An 18673-nucleotide genomic window follows, 5' to 3' on the forward strand; every position below is an offset into this window, starting at 1 on the left:
ATGCGATGAATTCAATGTTCCTGTTGCATAAAATGGGTGATCAGTTTATCCCTGATCACCACCACCGACAGGAACAATCGTACCTGTCATATATGAAGATTCATCTGATGCCAAAAATAAAATGGCATTAACCTGTTCTTGGATCGTGCCATATCGTCCCATAAACGTCCGATCTATGGTTTGCTCAACGACATCCTGCATCCATTTTTGTTCATTTTCAGTCAATGCTGCGCTATTGCGCGGTACTTTACGAGGTGGTGCTTCTGTTCCTCCAGTCGCCACAGCATTGACGCGTATTCCATCTTTAGCATGTTCAAAAGCGAGTCCAGTTGTTAAACCATTGACGCCACCTTTGGATGCAGAATAGGGTACACGATTGATACCACAAGTGGCGATCGAAGAAACATTGACAATCGTGCCATGTTGATTTTTGATCATCTCAGGTAAAACTGCACGACAACACCATAAAGTCGGAAACAATGAACGATTCACTTCTTTGATAATTTCCGCTTCAGAAAATTCCTGAAAAGGTTTCATCCAGATTGCACCACCGACATTATTGACCAAAATGTCGACTCGTCCGTAGCATGTAATCGCTTTGCTGATGACGGATTCAGCACCTGCAAAGGTTTCTAAATCTGCTAGAATCGTGACACCTTTACCCCCAAACTGTATGATTTCTGCCAGTACTTCTTCGACATAAGCCGAGCGATCTGCCATAACCACTTGCGCACCTTCGGCAGCCATTTGTAATGCTACACCACGTCCAATACCTTGAGCGGCACCGGTAACAATTACCACTTTATTTTCAAATCTTTGTCTATTTGACATTTACTCAGCTCCAAAATCAGACAAATTTAATTGGCTGAGAATTTTTCAAATAAGAAATTTTTAGGTTGAATACCTTCTTGATCTAACCATGTACGAACAGCTTCAACCATAGGTACAGGACCACAGAGATAAACGTCGACATCCCCTTGATTTAACCAGTCATTTTCAATATGACCCGTCACATAACCTTTGCGTTCATGTGTCGATTCTGGATGGGCAACGACTGTTCGAAATTCAAACCACGGCAATTTGTCTTGGAGTTCATTGAGCTTATCTAATGCCACAAGATCAAAGTCATTGGTGACACCAAAAACCAAACGTACAGGCTGAGTTGAACCTTTTTCTTCTAGTACCTGCAACATGGATATAAAAGGAGCAATCCCCGTACCGCCAGCGAGCATAAGTACAGGGCGAACAACATTGCGAAGGTAAAAACTTCCAAACGGACCTGTAAACGTCATTTTATCGCCAGCTTTGGCATTGACACTCAAAAAATCACTCATTTTTCCATTGGGAACATTACGAACCACAAAGCCTGTTAAACGCTGTCCCGGTTTAGAGCTAAAAGAGTAGGAGCGTGTTTCATTGGTTCCTGGGATGGCAACGTTCACATATTGTCCTGCAAGGAAATGAATATCAGGCTGACCTTCATCCAATTGAATATCAAATGTGATGGTTGAATCAGATAGGTTTTCTACTCGTGACAGCGTACCTTGAAAGGCATGAATTTCAGTTTTGCATACTTCAGAAGAGGCTTGAATTTGAAAAACAGCATCCGAATTGGGTCTACATTGACAAGCTAAAATATAGCCTTGCTCAGCTTCTTCTGCTGTTAACGCATCTTCAATATAGCTTTCTTCAGGCATATCAAAAGTACCTGATTCACAAAAAGCACGACAGGTTCCACAGGCGCCATCACGACAGTCTAAAGGAATATTAATTTTTTGACGGTACGCTGCATCAGATAAAGTTTCACCTTGTGCAACAGATATAAAACGAGTTACGCCATCTTCAAATTGAAGTGCAACATTGTGGTTTGACATGGCTGGTGGTCCTATAAAAATCTTTAAACATTAGATTGCTGTTAGCCCAAATATGCTTGAGCTAGAGCGAATATCAGCTTATGGTGTCAACACAATTAGAGGTGATATATATCAATCACTTGATTGATGTAGTCATTTTTCAACACCACATATTTATTTAAAATCTGGGGTTGAGGACCTGAAAAGTCGATTTCGTAGCGTGACATTCCAAAGTAGCTATAACTGGTTTTGTAGCGGAAACTTAATGTGTTCCAATTAAAACGAACCGTGACTTTAAGTCCATCAGTAGCAACCACTTCAATATTATTGATGTTGTGACTGGTACGTGTATCGGGCATTGTTGCTGAAGAACGATCGGTTTTGATACGGAAAACACGGTCTTCCAACCCTTGACGATCTGGATAGTAAATCAATGAAATTTCTGATTGCGGGTCTTCTGTGAGGCGATCATCATCATCCCAAGCAGGCATCCAAAAAGATGCAGTCGGCGCATAACATGCTAACCATTGGTCCCATTGTTCATCGTCTAAAAAGCGGGCTTCACGGTAGAGAAATTGAGCAATATTTTCTAAAGACACTTGTTCAATAGGTGCTGTTGCATTCATGCGACTTCTCCTTGCGTGTTCACTTCTTTTTGAGCAAGTTGTTTTTCTGATTGGATGGCATGTTTCATCACCTCTAACCAGTATTGATGCTGTGCAAGATATAAACCTTCGTCTTCTGTTTTAATGCCACTGAGTTTTGGTTTTAAACCGATTTCATTGGCAGCATCGTCTGGACCTTGGATCCAATGCTTTGAGCCTCGACACATATCATTCCATTCCAGTTCAATACCCGCATAACCTGCTTGGCAGGCACGGAACTCTTCGAGGTCGTCAGGAGTCGCCATACCCGATGCATTAAAGAAATCTTCATATTGGCGAATACGACGAGCGCGTGCCTCTGGCGCTTCACCTACAGGTGCAATACAGTAAATCGTGACTTCAGTTTTATTGACTGAAATCGGGCGAAGTACACGTATTTGTGATCCGAATTGATCCATAAAATAAACATTCGGGTATAGACATAAATTACGAGAGCGTTCAATCATCCATTTCGACATGGGTGCGCCAAATTTTTCAGTATATTCTTCTGCTTTCGGATAGTTCGGACGATCTTCAGGATTTGCCCATTGGGTCCATAACAGCATGTGACCATGCTCAAAACCATAAGAGCCACCGCCTTGCTTACCCCATGCACCTGCACTCATGGCACGAACATTATCATTTTCCTGTTGTTTTTCTTTTCGTTGTTGGGTGGTTGCGGCATAGTTCCAATGTACTGCAGAGACATGATAACCATCTGCACCATTTTCAGCGGTAAGTTTCCAGTTACCATCGTATGTATAAGTCGATGCGCCACGTAAGACCTCTAAACCTTGATCAGACTGATCTACAATCATGTCAATGATTTTGGTTGTTTCACCAAGGAATGAAACCAGACTAGGCACATCAGGGTTTAAACTTCCGAAAAGAAAACCTTTATAACTTTCAAAACGCGCAACTTTTTTTAGATCATGAGACCCTTCTTGGTTAAAGCAGTCTGAATAACCTGCTTCACTTGGATCTTTCACTTTGAGTAATTTACCTGAGTTATTAAATGTCCAACCGTGAAAAGGGCAAGTATAGGTCGCCTTATTGCCACGCTTATGACGGCACAACTGAGCGCCACGATGTGAACATGCATTGATCATTGCATTTAATTCACCATTGCGATTTCGTGCAATGATGATAGGTTGGCGACCAATATGGGTGGTGTAGTAATCATTATTGTTGGGGATTTGACTTTCATGTGCTAAATACACCCAATTACCTTCAAAAATATATTTCATTTCAAGATCAAATAGACTTTGATCTGTAAATACTGAGCGATGAAGTTTAAATTCACCTGTTTCAAAGTTATCAACCAAAAGCTCATCAATACGGTCAAGATGGCTGGTGTTTATCACTGGAATACGTGGCATGTTATTTCTCCGGCTTTCCAAATAAGATTACGAACCGAAATGTTGTGATTAAAAACACTCGGTTCTATACGTATGATTAAGCGCTTGCGCGTCGACGAATGACTTCAGTCGATGGGGCTTGGTCTTGGGTCTGAATCAGTTGAATATTGAATTCAATCTTTTTAAAGGCTTTGTTTAAACCATAACGGGCAATCTCTGCTTCATCGGTGATATCTATAGCAGTAGCCACCAGACCTTCACGTGTAGCAAAAGCAAAGTCATCCCAAAGGTATTGATCACCTTCAATATTGAATTGGGTGGTTAGTTTTCGATAACCTGGTGCTGAGACAAAATAATGCACATGTGATGGACGATTGCCATGACGACCCAAGTGATTTAAAAGTGCCTGAGTTGTCCCTTGAGGTGGACATCCATAACCTACAGGCATTGTCGTTTGAGCGACGTATTTGCCATTGGCATCGGTCAAAATGGTGCGACGTAAGTTAAAATCAGCTTGAGATTTGTCAAAAAAAGAATACGAACCTAAGCGATTGGCATGCCAAATTTCTACTTTAGCATTGGGAATGAGGTTGCCGTGATGATCTGTAACTGTACCTTCAATCAATAAGGTATCAATCAGATCAATTTCAGAACCATCATCCATACGGGCGAAACCGACTGATTCTGGTGCGCCAGCAACATAAAGTGGACCTTCGATGGTACGTGGTGTTCCACCTATAATGCCTGCTTTGGCATCAGCTTCATCAGCACGTAGATCTAAGAAATGCTCAAGTCCTAAACCTGCCGCCAAGAGTCCAAGTTCATTGGCTTGACCTGCATCAGTAAAATATTCCAGTCCTTTCCATAGTTCAGTCTGGGAAATATCGAGATCATCGATGGCTTGAAAAAGATCAGCGACTAAGCGAACCACAATTTGTTGAATACGAGGATTAACATTAGCTGTTGCTGTATCAATATTCATTTGTTTGACTAAGGCATCGATTTCTTTACGATTCATACTAAACTCCTTAAGTATGAGTGGTTTGGCATCGCATGCTGAATAAAATTTGCTTGCAACTTTGCTGCCCACTTTCCATGTTGTTGGCAACAAGACTTCTAGCTTAAACTGGTTTGAAAATTCATTTGGCTAACAGAATGTCATTCTTGGGTTGGCTTTGAATCACTTAAATTTTCAGTCTTGCTTTGCATCTTGCTTTTGATATACCTTAAAAGAATGAATGATCGCTGTCTAAGATCAAATTTGCATTTTTTTATATCTTAAAAGTATGGAGTTTGAGATGGAACTCAGGCATTTACGCTATTTTGTTGCTGTTGTAGAAGAACAGAGTTTTACCAAAGCGGCTGAAAAGCTTTATATTGCTCAACCCCCGTTGAGCAGACAGATTCAAAATCTTGAAAGTGAATTGGGTATCTCACTTTTTGAACGAGGAAGCCGTCCATTAAAAACCACTGAAGCGGGGCAATTTTTTTATCAACACGCCGTTAAACTTTTGTCTAATGCAGAAGAAGTCAAGTCGATGACCAAACGGATTGGTTTGATCGAAAAAACAGTCACCATGGGTTTTGTTGGCTCACTTTTGTACGGTTTGCTCCCTAAAATTGTTTATATGTTTCGACAACAGCAACCTCATTTAAAAATTGAATTGGTTGAAATGAGTACCAAAGATCAAATTCAAGCGCTAAAAGAGGGGCGTATTGATGTTGGATTTGGGCGTCTTAGGATTTCTGATCCTGCAGTTCGACGAGTTTTATTACGAGAAGAACCATTAATGTTGGCTGTTCATATTAGCCATCCTTTGGCTGATTCAAAAGGAACTTATTTTGCAGATATTGAAGATGAGAATTTATTTTTATACCCAAGCCATCCGAAACCCAACTTTTCAACACAGGTTCGTCATCTTTTCTCTGAACATGGTCTAGATCCTAAAAATCTCAAGGAGGTCCGTGAGATTCAATTGGCTTTGGGTCTAGTTGCAGCAGGAGAAGGTGTATGTGTTGTACCTGAAAGTGCAAAAACCATTCAATTGCCGAATCTAATCTATATCCCCATGTTGGACAGCTCTGCAAAAAGCCCTATCTTTATGGCGATTCGTTGTATGGATGAAAGCGAAGATATTCGATCTTTGTTTGATTGTATTTATCAAGTTTATGATTTGGAAGGGTTTCAATATGACCGTGCGAGTTTTAGCATAATGGATTAAATTAAAAATATTTAGGGGCTGTGGACATTTCATAAATGGCTTGCGTTGTAGGTTAAAATTGAGCAGGCAAGGCATGAAATGAAGAGAATAGTGAGACTATTTTTAAGTTTCATAACGCAGCCTGAGATAATTTTAGCCACAACCCTTCGGGACTAGCGTGTTTTGTGTCGCTTCGTCGTTACGAACTACTTATTTAGAATGACTAAATTTCGTTTTTCGCGCCTAGAATCGCCTAAAAAACACACCTAGTCGCAAACATAGACGAATTGTCCACAGACCCTAACCAAATCATCAGGCTTATTCGCATAATTCTCATTTGGATTGGCATTCCATCTAAAATCATCTGCTCATGCAAGCCTTCTCTCACTGGGAGAAGGGACTTTCATATTATTTTGTCTTCATTATTTTTGAATAAGGCAATCGTTATTCTAAAATATACAAATCGAGAATATTAATCGCTAAGCAATTAAAAAATGAATAATATTTTATATATTATGTGAAAAGTAACATATTGAAAATACAAAATAAGCTCTTTGCTTTGCTTAATAAATCTAAAAATAGCCATTTAAAAGTTCAAATAAAAAATAAATGAGCAAAAATATAAGGCTGAATTATTTTATTCAAGCTTTTTAATCTATTGTTTATTCAAATAAAAACATTAAACCGACTTTTTAGGTATGGATATATATGTAATCGGTTTTGGACAAAAAATAGCGCTTACGCCATTGTCTGAGAAAACTTAGATGACGTTTCTCAGCAGGAGGCTGAATATGCAATTAAATATCAATCGGATTGTCGATGACGCAAAATTTACTCCATTCCATTGGGGAGTTTTATTGTGGTGTTTATCTATCATTATTTTTGACGGTTATGATTTAGTCATTTATGGCGTAGCTTTACCATTGTTGATGCAAGAGTGGGGGCTTACCGCTGTGCAAGCCGGAATGCTTGCCAGTACAGCATTATTTGGCATGATGTTTGGTGCGATGAGTTTTGGGACTTTGTCGGATAAATTAGGTCGTAAAAAAACCATTATGATTTGTGTGGCGATTTTCAGTGGATTTACTTTTTTAGGTGCTTTTGCATCAACACCAATTGAATTTGGGATTTTACGATTCTTAGCAGGTCTTGGAATTGGTGGGGTGATGCCAAATGTGGTGGCATTGATGACTGAATATGCACCTAAACGTATTCGCAGCACATTGGTTGCAGTGATGTTTAGTGGATATGCGATTGGTGGCATGGCTTCAGCATTATTGGGAGCGTGGTTGGTGGTTGATTATGGCTGGAAAATTATGTTCTACATCGCCATCATTCCTTTTTTAGCGCTCCCTTTGATTTGGAAGTTTTTACCTGAGTCTTTGATGTATTTGACTCAACAAGAAAAAAATGACCAAGTCCGTGAGATTGTGCAAAAAATTGCCCCGCAACAAGATTTAACAGCATCCACTCAGTTTGTGCTGAATGAAGTCACTGCTGAGGATCAAGCACCATTACGTGCGCTATTTCAACAAGGACGTACTTTTAGCACCTTCATGTTTTGGATTGCATTTTTCATGTGTTTATTGATGGTTTATGCATTAGGCAGTTGGTTACCAAAGCTGATGATTCAGGCAGGTTATTCATTGGGTGCAAGTATGATTTTCTTATTTGCACTGAATATTGGCGGAATGGTCGGTGCAATTGGTGGTGGTGCATTGGCAGATAAATTTCATATTAAACCTGTATTAACCATCATGTTTGCTGTTGGTGCTATGGCACTCATTTTGCTCGGTTTTAAAAGCCCACAGGCTGTACTTTATACACTTATTGCGATAGCAGGTGCAGCAACAATCGGCTCGCAAATCTTACTTTATACCTTTGTTGCTCAATTTTATCCTGCGGCTGTTCGTTCCACAGGTATGGGATGGGCATCGGGTATTGGACGTATCGGTGCAATTGTAGGTCCAGTCCTCACTGGCGCACTGCTCACGTTTGAACTTCCTCATCAAATGAATTTTCTTGTGATTGCAATTCCAGGTGTAATTGCTGCATTTGCAATATTTTTAGTCAACTTAAAAGCTTCTGTCGAAAAAAATACAGTGCTTTCAGCAACTTCACAGCAACAAAATATTGTTGGCAATACTACAAATTAATCGATTTTTCAGCCTGAATCACGGAGATTAAGGCTGGTTCAAAATAATCAATCGTAGAGAATAGGATGCTTTCTACAATGAAAAAATTTAACTATAACGTCGTTTTAGTTTCAATCGGTTTATTTAGTCTAAATATGGCTCATGCATATTCACTTTCAGAAGTTGAACAATTAAGGAGTGAAGTCAAACAGTTGCGTGAAATGATTGAGCAGCATCAGAAACAGCAAAATCAAGCTGTTCAACTGATACAAAATCAGCCACAGGCTAATCCGATAACAGCGACAAATTCATCAACATCATCCTGGTTAATACGTTCTAAAGCAGGCGCTGAAATGAGTCTATACGGCAATGTCCGTGCAGACTTGTTATATCAGTCAGAAGGAGGAAGTGCTGAGCGGCTTTATAATCAAATCAATACCGTTCCACTGAAAGGCAATAACGAAAGCAGTGATGTACTAAAATCAACCCTAGCTGCAACGCGCATAGGCTTAGATTTTAAAACCGCAGATCAGGATGTAAATGCAAAGATAGAAGTTGATTTCTTGGGAGCAAATGATGCATTGAGGATTCGACATGCCTATTTTAATTATGGTTCATGGTTGGTTGGTCAAACTTGGTCAAATTTTGCAGTTCCAGATTATATGCCAGAAACGATTGATGCTTTGGGCTATGTTGGCGGGGCAGTGAAGCGTGATGCACAAGTCCGTTATACGCATAAATTTAATGCTGAAACACAACTTGTCAGCGCTGTGGAGGATTCAAAAGATGCACTATCCATTATGCGCTTGCCAGTATTTTCTACACGACTGAATCATAGCTTTGCAGATCGTGCGGGGACTATGAGTTTAAGGGCAATGATGAGTCAAAAGCGGACTACAACCGATGATGAATTGGCATGGGGTGTGGGTATCGGGGCAAAATATGAACTGAGTACAAAGACCACATTAAAAGCAGATTATTATCATGTAAAAGGAGACTCTAGTTTGGTGTCATGGACCAATGCTGGTTTTTCTGTGGATGCCAGCAAAAAAATCATGGCATTGAATGAATTTGACTCTATCACTCTGGGTGTGACCCAACAGTTTAATCCACAATGGCGTTCGACTTTGGGCTATGGTTATATGAAAGCAGATGAAAATCAGAAATATATTCAATATTTGAGTGATCCTACAAAAGCCAATAAGCATGTGTGGCAGGCTTGGGCAAATGTATTTTATAGCCCGAAAAAACCATTAAGCTTTGGATTGGAATATGTCTATGGTGAGCGTCAGGCTTTTGCTGCTGGTGCAAATGGACAAGATACAGGCGAAGATAATCGTTTTAATGCAGTGGCAATGTATAATTTTTAAAGCAAGATTTTAAAGGCTGAGTTTTAAAATCCTCGTTTAATTTGCTTTAAACGAGGATTTTTTATAAATATCGCTTATGCAGACTGTTTTAGAAAAGAGCGAATTTCTTGACTAAACTTGACAGGTTCAGTGATAAGAGGAGTATGTCCGGACCGTTTAAATATAATATTTTTGGCATTGATCAAACTATTGGAAACTTGCATTTGTCCTTCAGCTGGATACAGTGAAGACTTTTCACCAATAAAGAAGGTCGTAGGGCAAGCCAATTGGGCAATGGCATCACGATAATCTTCATCATGATTGAGATAATTGTCGATATACCACGTTAAATAGTCCATGCGACGGATAGGCAGTAAGTGTTTTTGGAGTTGTGGATGTTTTAAGGCTAAATTAAACATAAATGGACTTAATTTATTACTGCCTTGAATCTTAATGAAATTCAACCAAATTTGAATCAGTTCTGTTCTTGGCTCAATCGGCAATTCATCGACAAAACGATACTGAGAATACTGATGTAAAAAGTCAGAAAAATCTTTGAGTAAGCGCTTTATTTTAAAATATTTTTTGCCAAATAAACCAAATTCCCAAGTATCGTCTGTTGGAATTTTAGGGGTTTGGTCGATATGTAAATAAGCTTTTAATTTGCCAGCTAAATTCCCATACTGCATACCATGCATTGCTGTGGTTGCACCCATGGAATAACCCATGAGAATAAAATTATCTAAATTCAGTTGATCAATTAAGCTGTCAAGGTCACGCCAGTGATTTGATATTGCATCTATATCTTGTGGAATATTACACGTCTTCGAGCCACCAAAACCACGCCAGTCGGGGATATAAAATTTGTATTGTTTAATGTTGGGTAATAAAAAGGGTAACCACTGCCAGCTATGCATGCCTAAACCAGACAAAACAACTACAGGCTCGCCTTGACCAATTTCACGGACAAATAATTTCTCACCATCAGGCATTGTATAGTGTGGCATGCATATTCCTACGGATTGTCTTTATTCTCAAATGCTTTTAGTCGTGGAATCACTTCATTGAGCCAGTTGATCCAGCCAGTTTCCAAGTCTATTCCCAATTGTAAAATCATTTTATGGATATATAAAGTACGATCAAGTGTCTCTGTGTGTTCAAAATCTTTGGAAAAAATTTGAAGATAGAGTTTTAAATTTTCTTGATGCAATTTTAAATGACGTTCTAATTCAGGTAAAACAGTATTTCCACCAAATTGTGCTTCAGCACGTAAGCGCACCATAAGCTCTTCACGAAGTTGAGCAGGCTGTCCTTGCTTAACCATCCAGTCAGCCAACTCGACACGCCCAAGTTGTTCAACCTGATAGGTTTTTTTACGACCTTGATCCGCCTGATCTTCTAAAGTCGAAATCCAGCCTTTTTTTTGCATGCCGTTGAGTTCACGGTATATTTGCTGATGGGTCGCATTCCAAAAGAATCCCATGGATCGGTCAAAGCGTCGAGCCAACTCAAAACCTGTGCTTGGTTTTTCGATCAGACTGGTCAATAAAACATGGGCTAATGACATTGTGTAATATTAGGTCAATAAAATGAATATAAAGTCATTATGCAACATGTTGCATAAAAATCAAATCTCGATTATAAATACCCAAACTATGCAACTTGTTGCATTAAAAAATATTAGACTTTTTCATCAGATTGATAGCTAGCGAATGCACGCCAAGGAGTTTACATGTCTAATTATCCGCATCTACTTGCGCCTTTAGATTTAGGCTTTACCACATTAAAGAATAGAGTGTTGATGGGTTCTATGCACGTTGGACTGGAAGAAGTTCAAGGTGGATATGAGCGTATGGCTGCATTTTATGCAGAACGTGCTGCAGGTGGTGTAGGACTGATTGTTACAGGTGGTATTTCACCCAATGATCATGGTGTAACATTTTTTGGTGGTTCAAAATTAGATCATTTAGAAGAAGCAGAAAAACATAAAGTCATTACTCAAGCAGTTCATGATGCTGGAGGGAAAATTGCACTACAAATTTTACATACTGGACGTTACTCTTATCAGCCTGAAAACGTTGCACCTTCAGCGATTCAAGCCCCAATTAATCCAACCAAGCCACATGCACTAACGTCAGCAGAAGTTCATCAAACGATTGCAGACTTTGCCAATTGTGCCCGATTGTCACAAATTGCAGGCTATGACGGTGTAGAAATTATGGGATCAGAAGGTTATCTGATCAACGAGTTTATTGCTGCAAGAACCAATCACCGTGATGATGAGTGGGGTGGCAGTTATGAAAACCGTATCCGTTTTCCGATTGAAATCGTAAGAAGAACACGCCAAGAGGTAGGTGAAAACTTTATTATTATTTATCGCTTGTCTATGTTGGACTTGGTTGAAGGTGGTTCTACGCTCGAAGAAGTCATTCACTTGGCGAAAGAAATTGAAAAAGCTGGTGCAACGATTATCAATACTGGAATCGGTTGGCATGAAGCACGAATCCCGACGATTGCGACCAAAGTACCTCGTGCAGCGTTTACTTGGGTGACTAAAAAATTAAAAGGTTCTGTTAAAGTACCTTTAATCACATCGAACCGTATCAATACCCCAGAAATGGCTGAGCATGTCTTGGCTCAAGGCGATGCTGATATGATTTCTATGGCGCGTCCGATGCTTGCAGATTCTCATTTTGTGCAAAAGGCTGAACAAGGTCGTGCAGATGAAATTAATACTTGCATTGGTTGTAATCAGGCGTGCCTAGATCATATTTTCTCCATGAAAATTGCTACATGTTTAGTCAATCCACGTGCTTGCTATGAAACTGAACTGATTTTTAAGCAATCCGATGTTATTAAAAATATCGCCGTGATTGGTGCAGGACCTGCTGGTTTAAGCTTTGCAACGTATGCTGCAGATCGTGGGCATAAAGTCACCGTTTTTGAAGCATCTAATCAGATTGGTGGTCAGTTCAACATTGCCAAAACCATTCCAGGTAAAGAAGAGTTCTATGAAACCTTACGTTATTTCAAACGTAAAATTGAATTACAACCCAACATTAAACTGGTACTCAACCATACTGCGACATATGAAGAATTGAATGCTGCAAAGTTTGATGAAATTGTTGTGGCTACAGGTGTGACACCACGCCATCTAAATATTGAAGGCATTGATCATCCGAAAGTATTGTCCTATATCGAGGTTTTACGCGATCGTAAACCTGTTGGCAAAAAAGTCGCAATCATCGGCGCAGGCGGTATTGGCTTTGATACCGCTGAGTACCTTTCACATGAAGGTGAGAGTGGCAGTTTAAATCCTCAGAAATTCTATGATGAATGGGGGATTGACACATCTTATGCGCATGTGGGTGGCTTAAAGCAGCCAGAAGTTGAGCAATCGCCTCGTGAAATCTATTTACTGCAACGTAAAACCAATTCTGTGGGTGCAGGTTTAGGTAAGACAACTGGATGGATTCATCGTACAGGTCTTAAACATCGTCATGTCAATATGATCCCAGGTGCACGTTATGACAAGATTGATGATCAAGGCTTGCATATTACCGTTGGTGACAAGGTCATGATTTTAGATGTTGATCATGTGGTGATTTGTGCTGGACAAGAGCCATTTACTGCGATGTTTGATCAACTTCAAGCGGAAGGAAAATCAGTTCATTTAATTGGTGGCGCGAAGGAAGCGGGAGAATTGGATGCTAAACGTGCGATTCGTCAAGGCGCAGAATTAGCAGCAGTGATTTAATCCAATTTAAAAACTTAATCAAAATCCTCTCTTTGTTGAATTGTCTTTAAGACTTTTATTAGGGAGGATTCTATTCAGGATGAAAGAAATGAGTTTTACACAAAGCAAATCTGCAATACAAAAATGGCATCAGATGCTAGAAAACCGTGATATGAGTATTTTAAATGAACTGCTTGCGGATGATGTGGTTTTTCGCTCGCCAGTGGCTTATCACCCATATGAAGGGAAGCAAGTTGTTTTTTTTATTTTAAGCAATGTGATCCAAATTTTTGAAAATTTTACCTATCATCGAGAGTTTTATACAGACGATGAGCAGAGTGTAGTGTTAGAGTTTTCAGCCAATGTTGCTGAGAAAAAGTTAAAAGGGATTGATATGATTCGTTTTAATGAGGCTGGAAAAATTGTAGATTTTGAAGTGATGATTCGCCCGAAAAGTGGATTGGAAGCTTTGGCTGCCCAAATGGGGCAACGAATGGCTGCCTTTATACCCAAAGCATAATGGTATAAATAAATAGTGGGAGCGTTGACTCCCATATTTAAAGTATGATTATCATAAATAAAAAGTTGAGGTGGAAAATGTCTGTACTCCATAAGTTTACCGAGATTACCCAAAGTTTATTAGATCAAGTGACTGGCGCTGAATTGCCAAAGTTGTATTTTAATCAGCAAGGTGCAATGTCTGAGATCTTAGATAAACTACCTCAATTACAAGACAAATATCGTCCTACACCCTGGTTGACCAATACACACGCACACCTTTTATATTTTGATTTAATTAAAAAAAAGACAGTTAAGTTGCAATATGATCGGATTGATCAAATCACTATGCAAGATGGAGGCATTACTGCTATTGCATGGTATGGTTATGATTTACCTGAAGATACACCGACCATTGTGATCATGCATACCATTACTGGAACGCCAGAAAGTATGCGTGAGTTGGTCAAAGATTTACATGAATATACGGGTTGGCGAATTGCACTATGTTTACGCCGTGGGCATGCAGGTCTACCTATGCCTGTTCCGTTGATGTCAATTTTTGGTTCAACATCCGATCTAAAAGAGCAATTGAGCTATATACAGGATTTATTTCCACAGACTGAATTGTTTGCGGTGGGATCATCCGCAGGTACTGGATTGTTGGTCCGCTATTTGGGTGAGCAAGGTTTAGATACACCATTTAAAGCAGCATTTGCGATGTGCCCGGGCTATGATACTGAAATTGGTTTTGAAAATGTACATCCTTTTTATACCAAGGTAATGACCAAAAAATTGTTTAAAGCATTTATCACGCCTTATACACAAACGTGGACACCAGTGCATTCAGTAAAAAATGTATTGAGAACCAAAACATTACAAGAGTTTCAAACTGAATATTTTGAAATGGCTGGTTTTTCAGATTATGAAAGTTATTCAAAAGCCACTAATCCTATTTATGTTTTTGAAAATGTTAAAATTCCATTAATGATTTTGAATGCAGAAGATGACCCAGTATGCTCAATTAAAAACTTGGAACCTTATAAGGAAACCATTCAGAATATGGATAACGTGGTGGTGGTAACAACCAAAAAGGGTAGTCATTGTGGTTTTTATGAGGGCTTACATACCAGATCTTGGGCTTCACGTTTAATGGCGGACTTTCTAAAACAGTATTCAGTATAGTCAATCTGTTGAAAAAACCATACTGTAAAATATCGTTTCTCTTAATCACTAAAATGAATGCGATCAATATATTGTATGATGATCTAAAGCTTGCACTGCCACGTTTTACATCTAAAGTTTAAATTTTTTTGCGCAGGCGATGACTCACTTTTCAGAGATGAAAAGTGACAAAAATCTTTCGTTGAGCGCGGGGTAAATCCTATACCCCCGCTCAACATGGCGACATCCATGTCACCTCACGATAGCACGATCACCTATGATTCAAAAGGGCAAAATAAATGAATCATTAAAATCTTATAAAAAGAATAAATTTTATTTAATATCAGTAGTATATAAATATTACTTGTGTGAATAATTAGGCGGTTTTACTATATCTTAGTATTATATTTGTTATGAAGATTATAAGTAGCAAAAAAAACCAGTCATGAATGACTGGTTTTTTGCTTAAAAACTAGTTCTTTGTTGAAAAATAAGCTTTTAGTTTTTCAATGCAGGTGTAGCTGCAGCGATTGCAGCAGCAACTGCGTCATCTTCAGATTGAGCAGTGCCAGAGTTTGCTTTCGGAGCAGTCTGGGTCTTTGGTGCAGTTTGAGCTGTTTCAGTCTTCACTGACTCTGCTTTTGCCGGTTTAGCTTCTGTTGCAGCAGGTTTATTTTCAGCAGCCTGTGTTGTTGCAAGCGCTTCATGCGTTGGTTCACGACGAATTTCTGTTGTTGTATTCGCTGTTTCAGTACGTTCAACTTCTACATGCGCAGGAATTTCGACTTGTTGAGTATTTTGTTCAGCACTCGGTAAGCTTTCAAATTGAGCTGGTTCAGATGCCGCTGTTTGAGCAGTTTCAACTTTCTCTTGCTCAGTCTCTTTCGGCTCTTCTTTTTTTACACAAGCAGATACAAGTAGTGCTGTCGCAATTGCGCCACAAATTAAAAATTTCTTATTCATAATTACTCAAAACAAAACAGATTAGAGAGATGTTAACTAGTATAACAGCAAAATGATATTTAAAAATCACCTTATCAAGTGCTAAATTTTTATTGGAAATGCTGATAGAATAGCCAATTGTTTATTGTTCTATGAATTGATGTGAATTGACTTTGCTTTCTTGGTACAAGGTAAAGTAAAATCGCACAACATTGTAGGCCAATTTAGGCTCCATTGTACGAGAAACTTGATGACCCATTTTATATTCGTCACTGGTGGTGTTGTATCATCACTAGGTAAAGGTATTTCAGCTGCTTCAGTTGCTGCACTTTTAGAAGCCCGTGGTTTAAAAGTAACCATGGTCAAAATGGATCCATACATTAATGTCGATCCTGGGACGATGAGCCCATTCCAGCACGGTGAAGTATTTGTCACAGAAGATGGTGCTGAAACTGATTTAGATTTGGGTTATTACGAACGTTTCTTACGTCGTGCCAAAATGACCAAATTGAATAACTTTACGTCTGGTCGTGTATATCAAGATGTTTTGAATAAAGAACGTCGTGGTGATTATCTCGGTGGTACAGTCCAAGTTATTCCACATATTACGGATAATATTAAAGAGCGTGTACTTCGTGCAGGCGAAGGTTATGACGTTGCTATCGTTGAAATCGGTGGTACAGTCGGTGACATTGAATCCCTCCCATTCATGGAATCTGTACGTCAGTTGATGGTTGAGCTTGGTCATAAACGTACCATGTTAATGCATTTGACTTTATTACCTTATATCAAGTCTGCTGCTGAACTTAAAACTAAGCCAACTCAACATTCAGTGAAAGAGTTATTGTCGATTGGTATTCAGCCTGACATTTTGATTTGTCGTACTGAGCATGATGTTGATGCCGATACCACACGTAAAATTGCACTCTTTACCAACGTTGAAGCGCGTGCGGTTGTGGTCTGTAAAGATGCACGTTCGATTTATCAAATTCCACGTACATTCTACGAACAAAATGTTGATGATTTAATCTGTGAACGTTTTGGTTATATCAACTTGCCAGAAGCAGATCTTGCAGACTGGGATCACGTTGTAGAAGCTTTACTTAATCCTGAATACACCATTCGTGTTGCAATGGTCGGTAAATACGTTGAATTGCCAGATGCTTATAAATCTGTCAATGAAGCACTTTTACATGCTGGTATTCAAAATCGCGTTAAAGTTCAAATTGATTATATCAATGCAGAAGAATTGGAAAGCCAAAATCCTGCTGAAATCTTAAAAGATGTCGATGCGATCTTGGTACCTGGTGGCTTTGGTGAGCGTGGTACTGAAGGCAAAATGCAAGCTATTCAATATGCACGTGAAAACAAAGTACCATTTTTGGGTATTTGCTTGGGTATGCAATTGGCTGTGATTGAGTTTGCTCGTCATGTTGCAGGTATGCCAGAAGCAACGTCTACAGAATTTAATCGTTCAACAAAATTCCCATTGATTGGTTTAATCACTGAATGGTTAGACGAACGTGGTGAAATTCAGCATCGTAGCACTGAGTCAAATCTGGGTGGAACAATGCGTTTAGGTGCACAAACATCCGAGTTGGTTGAAGGCACTAAAACACGTGAAGTGTATGCGAAAGCAGAAATTACTGAACGCCATCGCCATCGCTATGAAATGAACGATCGTTTCATTCCTGCAATTGAACAAGCAGGTATGAAAATTTCAGGCTATTCAACTGCGCAACATCTTGTTGAAACAGTAGAAATTCCTGACCATCCTTGGTTTATTGCTGTACAATTCCATCCAGAATTTACAAGTTCACCACGTGATGGGCATCCATTATTTGCTAGTTTTATCGATGCCGCAAAAAAGCAGCACCAAAACAGTAAGTAAGTGTGTAAAACAAACTAGGAAGTTTAAATGTCACAATTAAAACCACAAGAAATTGTACGTTTAGGCGATATACAAATGGCAAATCACTTGCCATTTGTACTATTCGGCGGAATGAACGTACTTGAGTCGAAAGACTTGGCTTTTGAAATTGCAGAGACTTATGTCGATATTTGTACCCGCTTAAATATCCCTTATGTATTTAAAGCCAGTTTTGATAAAGCCAATCGCTCAAGCTTACATTCATTCCGTGGTCCAGGTTTGGAAAAGGGAATTGAATGGTTAGCCGACATTAAAAAACATTTTAATGTGCCGATTATTACAGATGTTCACGAACCTTACCAAGCTGCACCTGTCGCTGAAGTGGCAGATATCATTCAGCTTCCTGCATTTTTAAGTCGTCAGACAGATTTGGTTGAAGCAATGGCGAAAACACAAGCCATTATCAACATCAAAAAAGCACAATTCCTTTCTCCGCGTGAAATGAGCCATATTCTCAACAAGTGTTTAGAAGCTGGTAATGACAAACTCATTCTGTGCGAGCGTGGTACATCATTTGGCTACAATAACTTGGTTGTTGATATGCTTGGTTTTGATACCATGAAAGAAATGAATGTTCCTGTATTTTTTGATGTCACCCATGCCTTACAAACACCAGGCGGTCGTGCAGATTCAGCGGGTGGACGCCGTGCGCAAATCACTACATTGGCGCGAGCAGGTATGGCAACAGGTTTGGCTGGGTTGTTCTTGGAAGCACATCCAGATCCTGAAAAAGCAAAATGTGATGGACCTTGTGCATTGCGTATGTCTCAACTTGAGCCATTCTTAGCACAATTAAAAGAATTGGATACCTTAGTTAAAGGTTTCAAAAAGTTAGATACTCATTGATGCCCTTAAACAGCATC

At 39.3% G+C, this 18673-nt stretch carries 16 protein-coding genes; 8 read left to right on the forward strand and 8 right to left on the reverse strand.

Annotated elements, in window-relative coordinates; all coding sequences use genetic code 11:
- Positions 1 to 45: 45 nt before the first annotated feature.
- The 5 genes from TOL5_RS09875 to catA form a co-directional block, all read right to left on the reverse strand.
- Positions 46 to 831, reverse strand: a complete 786-nt coding sequence (locus tag TOL5_RS09875; RefSeq protein ID WP_005031849.1) for a 1,6-dihydroxycyclohexa-2,4-diene-1-carboxylate dehydrogenase — start codon at positions 829 to 831, stop codon at positions 46 to 48.
- Positions 832 to 857: 26 nt separating this feature from the next.
- Positions 858 to 1874, reverse strand: a complete 1017-nt coding sequence (benC, locus tag TOL5_RS09880) for a benzoate 1,2-dioxygenase electron transfer component BenC (protein ID WP_139421143.1) — start codon at positions 1872 to 1874, stop codon at positions 858 to 860.
- A gap of 95 nt (positions 1875 to 1969) precedes the next feature.
- Positions 1970 to 2479 carry a benzoate 1,2-dioxygenase small subunit gene (benB, locus tag TOL5_RS09885; RefSeq protein WP_139421145.1) on the reverse strand — a complete coding sequence of 170 codons (510 nt, stop codon included), beginning with the start codon at positions 2477 to 2479 and terminating at the stop codon, positions 1970 to 1972.
- Complete coding sequence (gene benA / locus TOL5_RS09890) at positions 2476 to 3876, reverse strand: benzoate 1,2-dioxygenase large subunit (protein WP_151781199.1); 1401 nt, start codon at positions 3874 to 3876, stop codon at positions 2476 to 2478. Before benA ends, benB begins: the two co-directional genes overlap by 4 nt.
- A 76-nt stretch (positions 3877 to 3952) precedes the next feature.
- Complete coding sequence (gene catA, locus TOL5_RS09895; RefSeq protein WP_121773875.1) at positions 3953 to 4873, reverse strand: catechol 1,2-dioxygenase; 921 nt, start codon at positions 4871 to 4873, stop codon at positions 3953 to 3955.
- Between the two features lie 280 nt (positions 4874 to 5153).
- Between catA and TOL5_RS09900 the strand changes: the two genes are divergently transcribed.
- The 3 genes from TOL5_RS09900 to TOL5_RS09910 all read left to right on the forward strand — a co-directional run bounded on the left by TOL5_RS09900 (position 5154) and on the right by TOL5_RS09910 (position 9561).
- On the forward strand, positions 5154 to 6077 hold the full coding sequence (locus TOL5_RS09900; protein ID WP_004830550.1) for a LysR family transcriptional regulator: 924 nt from the start codon (positions 5154 to 5156) through the stop codon (positions 6075 to 6077).
- A 770-nt stretch (positions 6078 to 6847) separates the two neighbouring features.
- Positions 6848 to 8212, forward strand: coding sequence for an MFS transporter (locus TOL5_RS09905; protein ID WP_151781198.1), 1365 nt, complete (start codon positions 6848 to 6850; stop codon positions 8210 to 8212).
- Positions 8213 to 8289: 77 nt separating this feature from the next.
- Positions 8290 to 9561, forward strand: coding sequence for a DcaP family trimeric outer membrane transporter (locus TOL5_RS09910; RefSeq protein WP_171496506.1), 1272 nt, complete (start codon positions 8290 to 8292; stop codon positions 9559 to 9561).
- Between the two features lie 74 nt (positions 9562 to 9635).
- Here the strand turns inward: TOL5_RS09910 and TOL5_RS09915 are convergent, their stop codons facing one another.
- Positions 9636 to 10547 (reverse strand): alpha/beta fold hydrolase, encoded by a 912-nt coding sequence (locus TOL5_RS09915; RefSeq protein WP_004830554.1) that lies wholly within the window; start codon positions 10545 to 10547, stop codon positions 9636 to 9638.
- 8 nt (positions 10548 to 10555) lie between these two features.
- On the reverse strand, positions 10556 to 11107 hold the full coding sequence (locus TOL5_RS09920) for a PadR family transcriptional regulator (RefSeq protein WP_005031837.1): 552 nt from the start codon (positions 11105 to 11107) through the stop codon (positions 10556 to 10558).
- A gap of 165 nt (positions 11108 to 11272) precedes the next feature.
- Between TOL5_RS09920 and TOL5_RS09925 the strand changes: the two genes are divergently transcribed.
- The 3 genes from TOL5_RS09925 (at position 11273) to TOL5_RS09935 (ending at position 14959) form a co-directional block, all read left to right on the forward strand.
- On the forward strand, positions 11273 to 13297 hold the full coding sequence (locus TOL5_RS09925) for an NADPH-dependent 2,4-dienoyl-CoA reductase (RefSeq protein WP_121774471.1): 2025 nt from the start codon (positions 11273 to 11275) through the stop codon (positions 13295 to 13297).
- An 88-nt stretch (positions 13298 to 13385) separates the two neighbouring features.
- The gene (locus TOL5_RS09930) at positions 13386 to 13796 is read left to right on the forward strand and encodes a nuclear transport factor 2 family protein (protein WP_100886297.1); all 411 of its coding nucleotides are present in this window, start codon (positions 13386 to 13388) and stop codon (positions 13794 to 13796) included.
- Positions 13797 to 13873: 77 nt separating this feature from the next.
- Positions 13874 to 14959, forward strand: coding sequence for a YheT family hydrolase (locus TOL5_RS09935; protein ID WP_121774470.1), 1086 nt, complete (start codon positions 13874 to 13876; stop codon positions 14957 to 14959).
- 477 nt (positions 14960 to 15436) lie between these two features.
- On the opposite strand, the gene TOL5_RS09940 is transcribed toward TOL5_RS09935, so the two are convergent.
- Positions 15437 to 15901, reverse strand: a complete 465-nt coding sequence (locus tag TOL5_RS09940; protein WP_004830561.1) for a hypothetical protein — start codon at positions 15899 to 15901, stop codon at positions 15437 to 15439.
- A gap of 229 nt (positions 15902 to 16130) precedes the next feature.
- Here TOL5_RS09940 and TOL5_RS09945 point away from each other — a divergent pair, with 229 nt between their 5' ends.
- Both TOL5_RS09945 and kdsA read left to right on the forward strand, forming a co-directional pair.
- Positions 16131 to 17771 carry a CTP synthase gene (locus TOL5_RS09945; RefSeq protein ID WP_004830562.1) on the forward strand — a complete coding sequence of 547 codons (1641 nt, stop codon included), beginning with the start codon at positions 16131 to 16133 and terminating at the stop codon, positions 17769 to 17771.
- 27 nt (positions 17772 to 17798) lie between these two features.
- The gene (gene kdsA / locus TOL5_RS09950) at positions 17799 to 18656 is read left to right on the forward strand and encodes a 3-deoxy-8-phosphooctulonate synthase (RefSeq protein WP_004830563.1); all 858 of its coding nucleotides are present in this window, start codon (positions 17799 to 17801) and stop codon (positions 18654 to 18656) included.
- The last annotated feature ends 17 nt before the right edge of the window (positions 18657 to 18673 follow it).

It is taken from the genome of Acinetobacter sp. Tol 5, from assembly GCF_019702905.1.
Taxonomy (GTDB): domain Bacteria; phylum Pseudomonadota; class Gammaproteobacteria; order Pseudomonadales; family Moraxellaceae; genus Acinetobacter; species Acinetobacter bereziniae.

Coding starts and splice junctions, on each gene's coding strand:
- TOL5_RS09875 (WP_005031849.1), bottom strand. CDS start 831: ATGTCAAATAGACAAAGATTTGAAAATAAAGTGGTAATTGTTACCGGT.
- benC (WP_139421143.1), bottom strand. CDS start 1,874: ATGTCAAACCACAATGTTGCACTTCAATTTGAAGATGGCGTAACTCGT.
- benB (WP_139421145.1), bottom strand. CDS start 2,479: ATGAATGCAACAGCACCTATTGAACAAGTGTCTTTAGAAAATATTGCT.
- benA (WP_151781199.1), bottom strand. CDS start 3,876: ATGCCACGTATTCCAGTGATAAACACCAGCCATCTTGACCGTATTGAT.
- catA (WP_121773875.1), bottom strand. CDS start 4,873: ATGAATCGTAAAGAAATCGATGCCTTAGTCAAACAAATGAATATTGAT.
- TOL5_RS09900 (WP_004830550.1), top strand. CDS start 5,154: ATGGAACTCAGGCATTTACGCTATTTTGTTGCTGTTGTAGAAGAACAG.
- TOL5_RS09905 (WP_151781198.1), top strand. CDS start 6,848: ATGCAATTAAATATCAATCGGATTGTCGATGACGCAAAATTTACTCCA.
- TOL5_RS09910 (WP_171496506.1), top strand. CDS start 8,290: ATGAAAAAATTTAACTATAACGTCGTTTTAGTTTCAATCGGTTTATTT.
- TOL5_RS09915 (WP_004830554.1), bottom strand. CDS start 10,547: ATGCCACACTATACAATGCCTGATGGTGAGAAATTATTTGTCCGTGAA.
- TOL5_RS09920 (WP_005031837.1), bottom strand. CDS start 11,107: ATGTCATTAGCCCATGTTTTATTGACCAGTCTGATCGAAAAACCAAGC.
- TOL5_RS09925 (WP_121774471.1), top strand. CDS start 11,273: ATGTCTAATTATCCGCATCTACTTGCGCCTTTAGATTTAGGCTTTACC.
- TOL5_RS09930 (WP_100886297.1), top strand. CDS start 13,386: ATGAGTTTTACACAAAGCAAATCTGCAATACAAAAATGGCATCAGATG.
- TOL5_RS09935 (WP_121774470.1), top strand. CDS start 13,874: ATGTCTGTACTCCATAAGTTTACCGAGATTACCCAAAGTTTATTAGAT.
- TOL5_RS09940 (WP_004830561.1), bottom strand. CDS start 15,901: ATGAATAAGAAATTTTTAATTTGTGGCGCAATTGCGACAGCACTACTT.
- TOL5_RS09945 (WP_004830562.1), top strand. CDS start 16,131: ATGACCCATTTTATATTCGTCACTGGTGGTGTTGTATCATCACTAGGT.
- kdsA (WP_004830563.1), top strand. CDS start 17,799: ATGTCACAATTAAAACCACAAGAAATTGTACGTTTAGGCGATATACAA.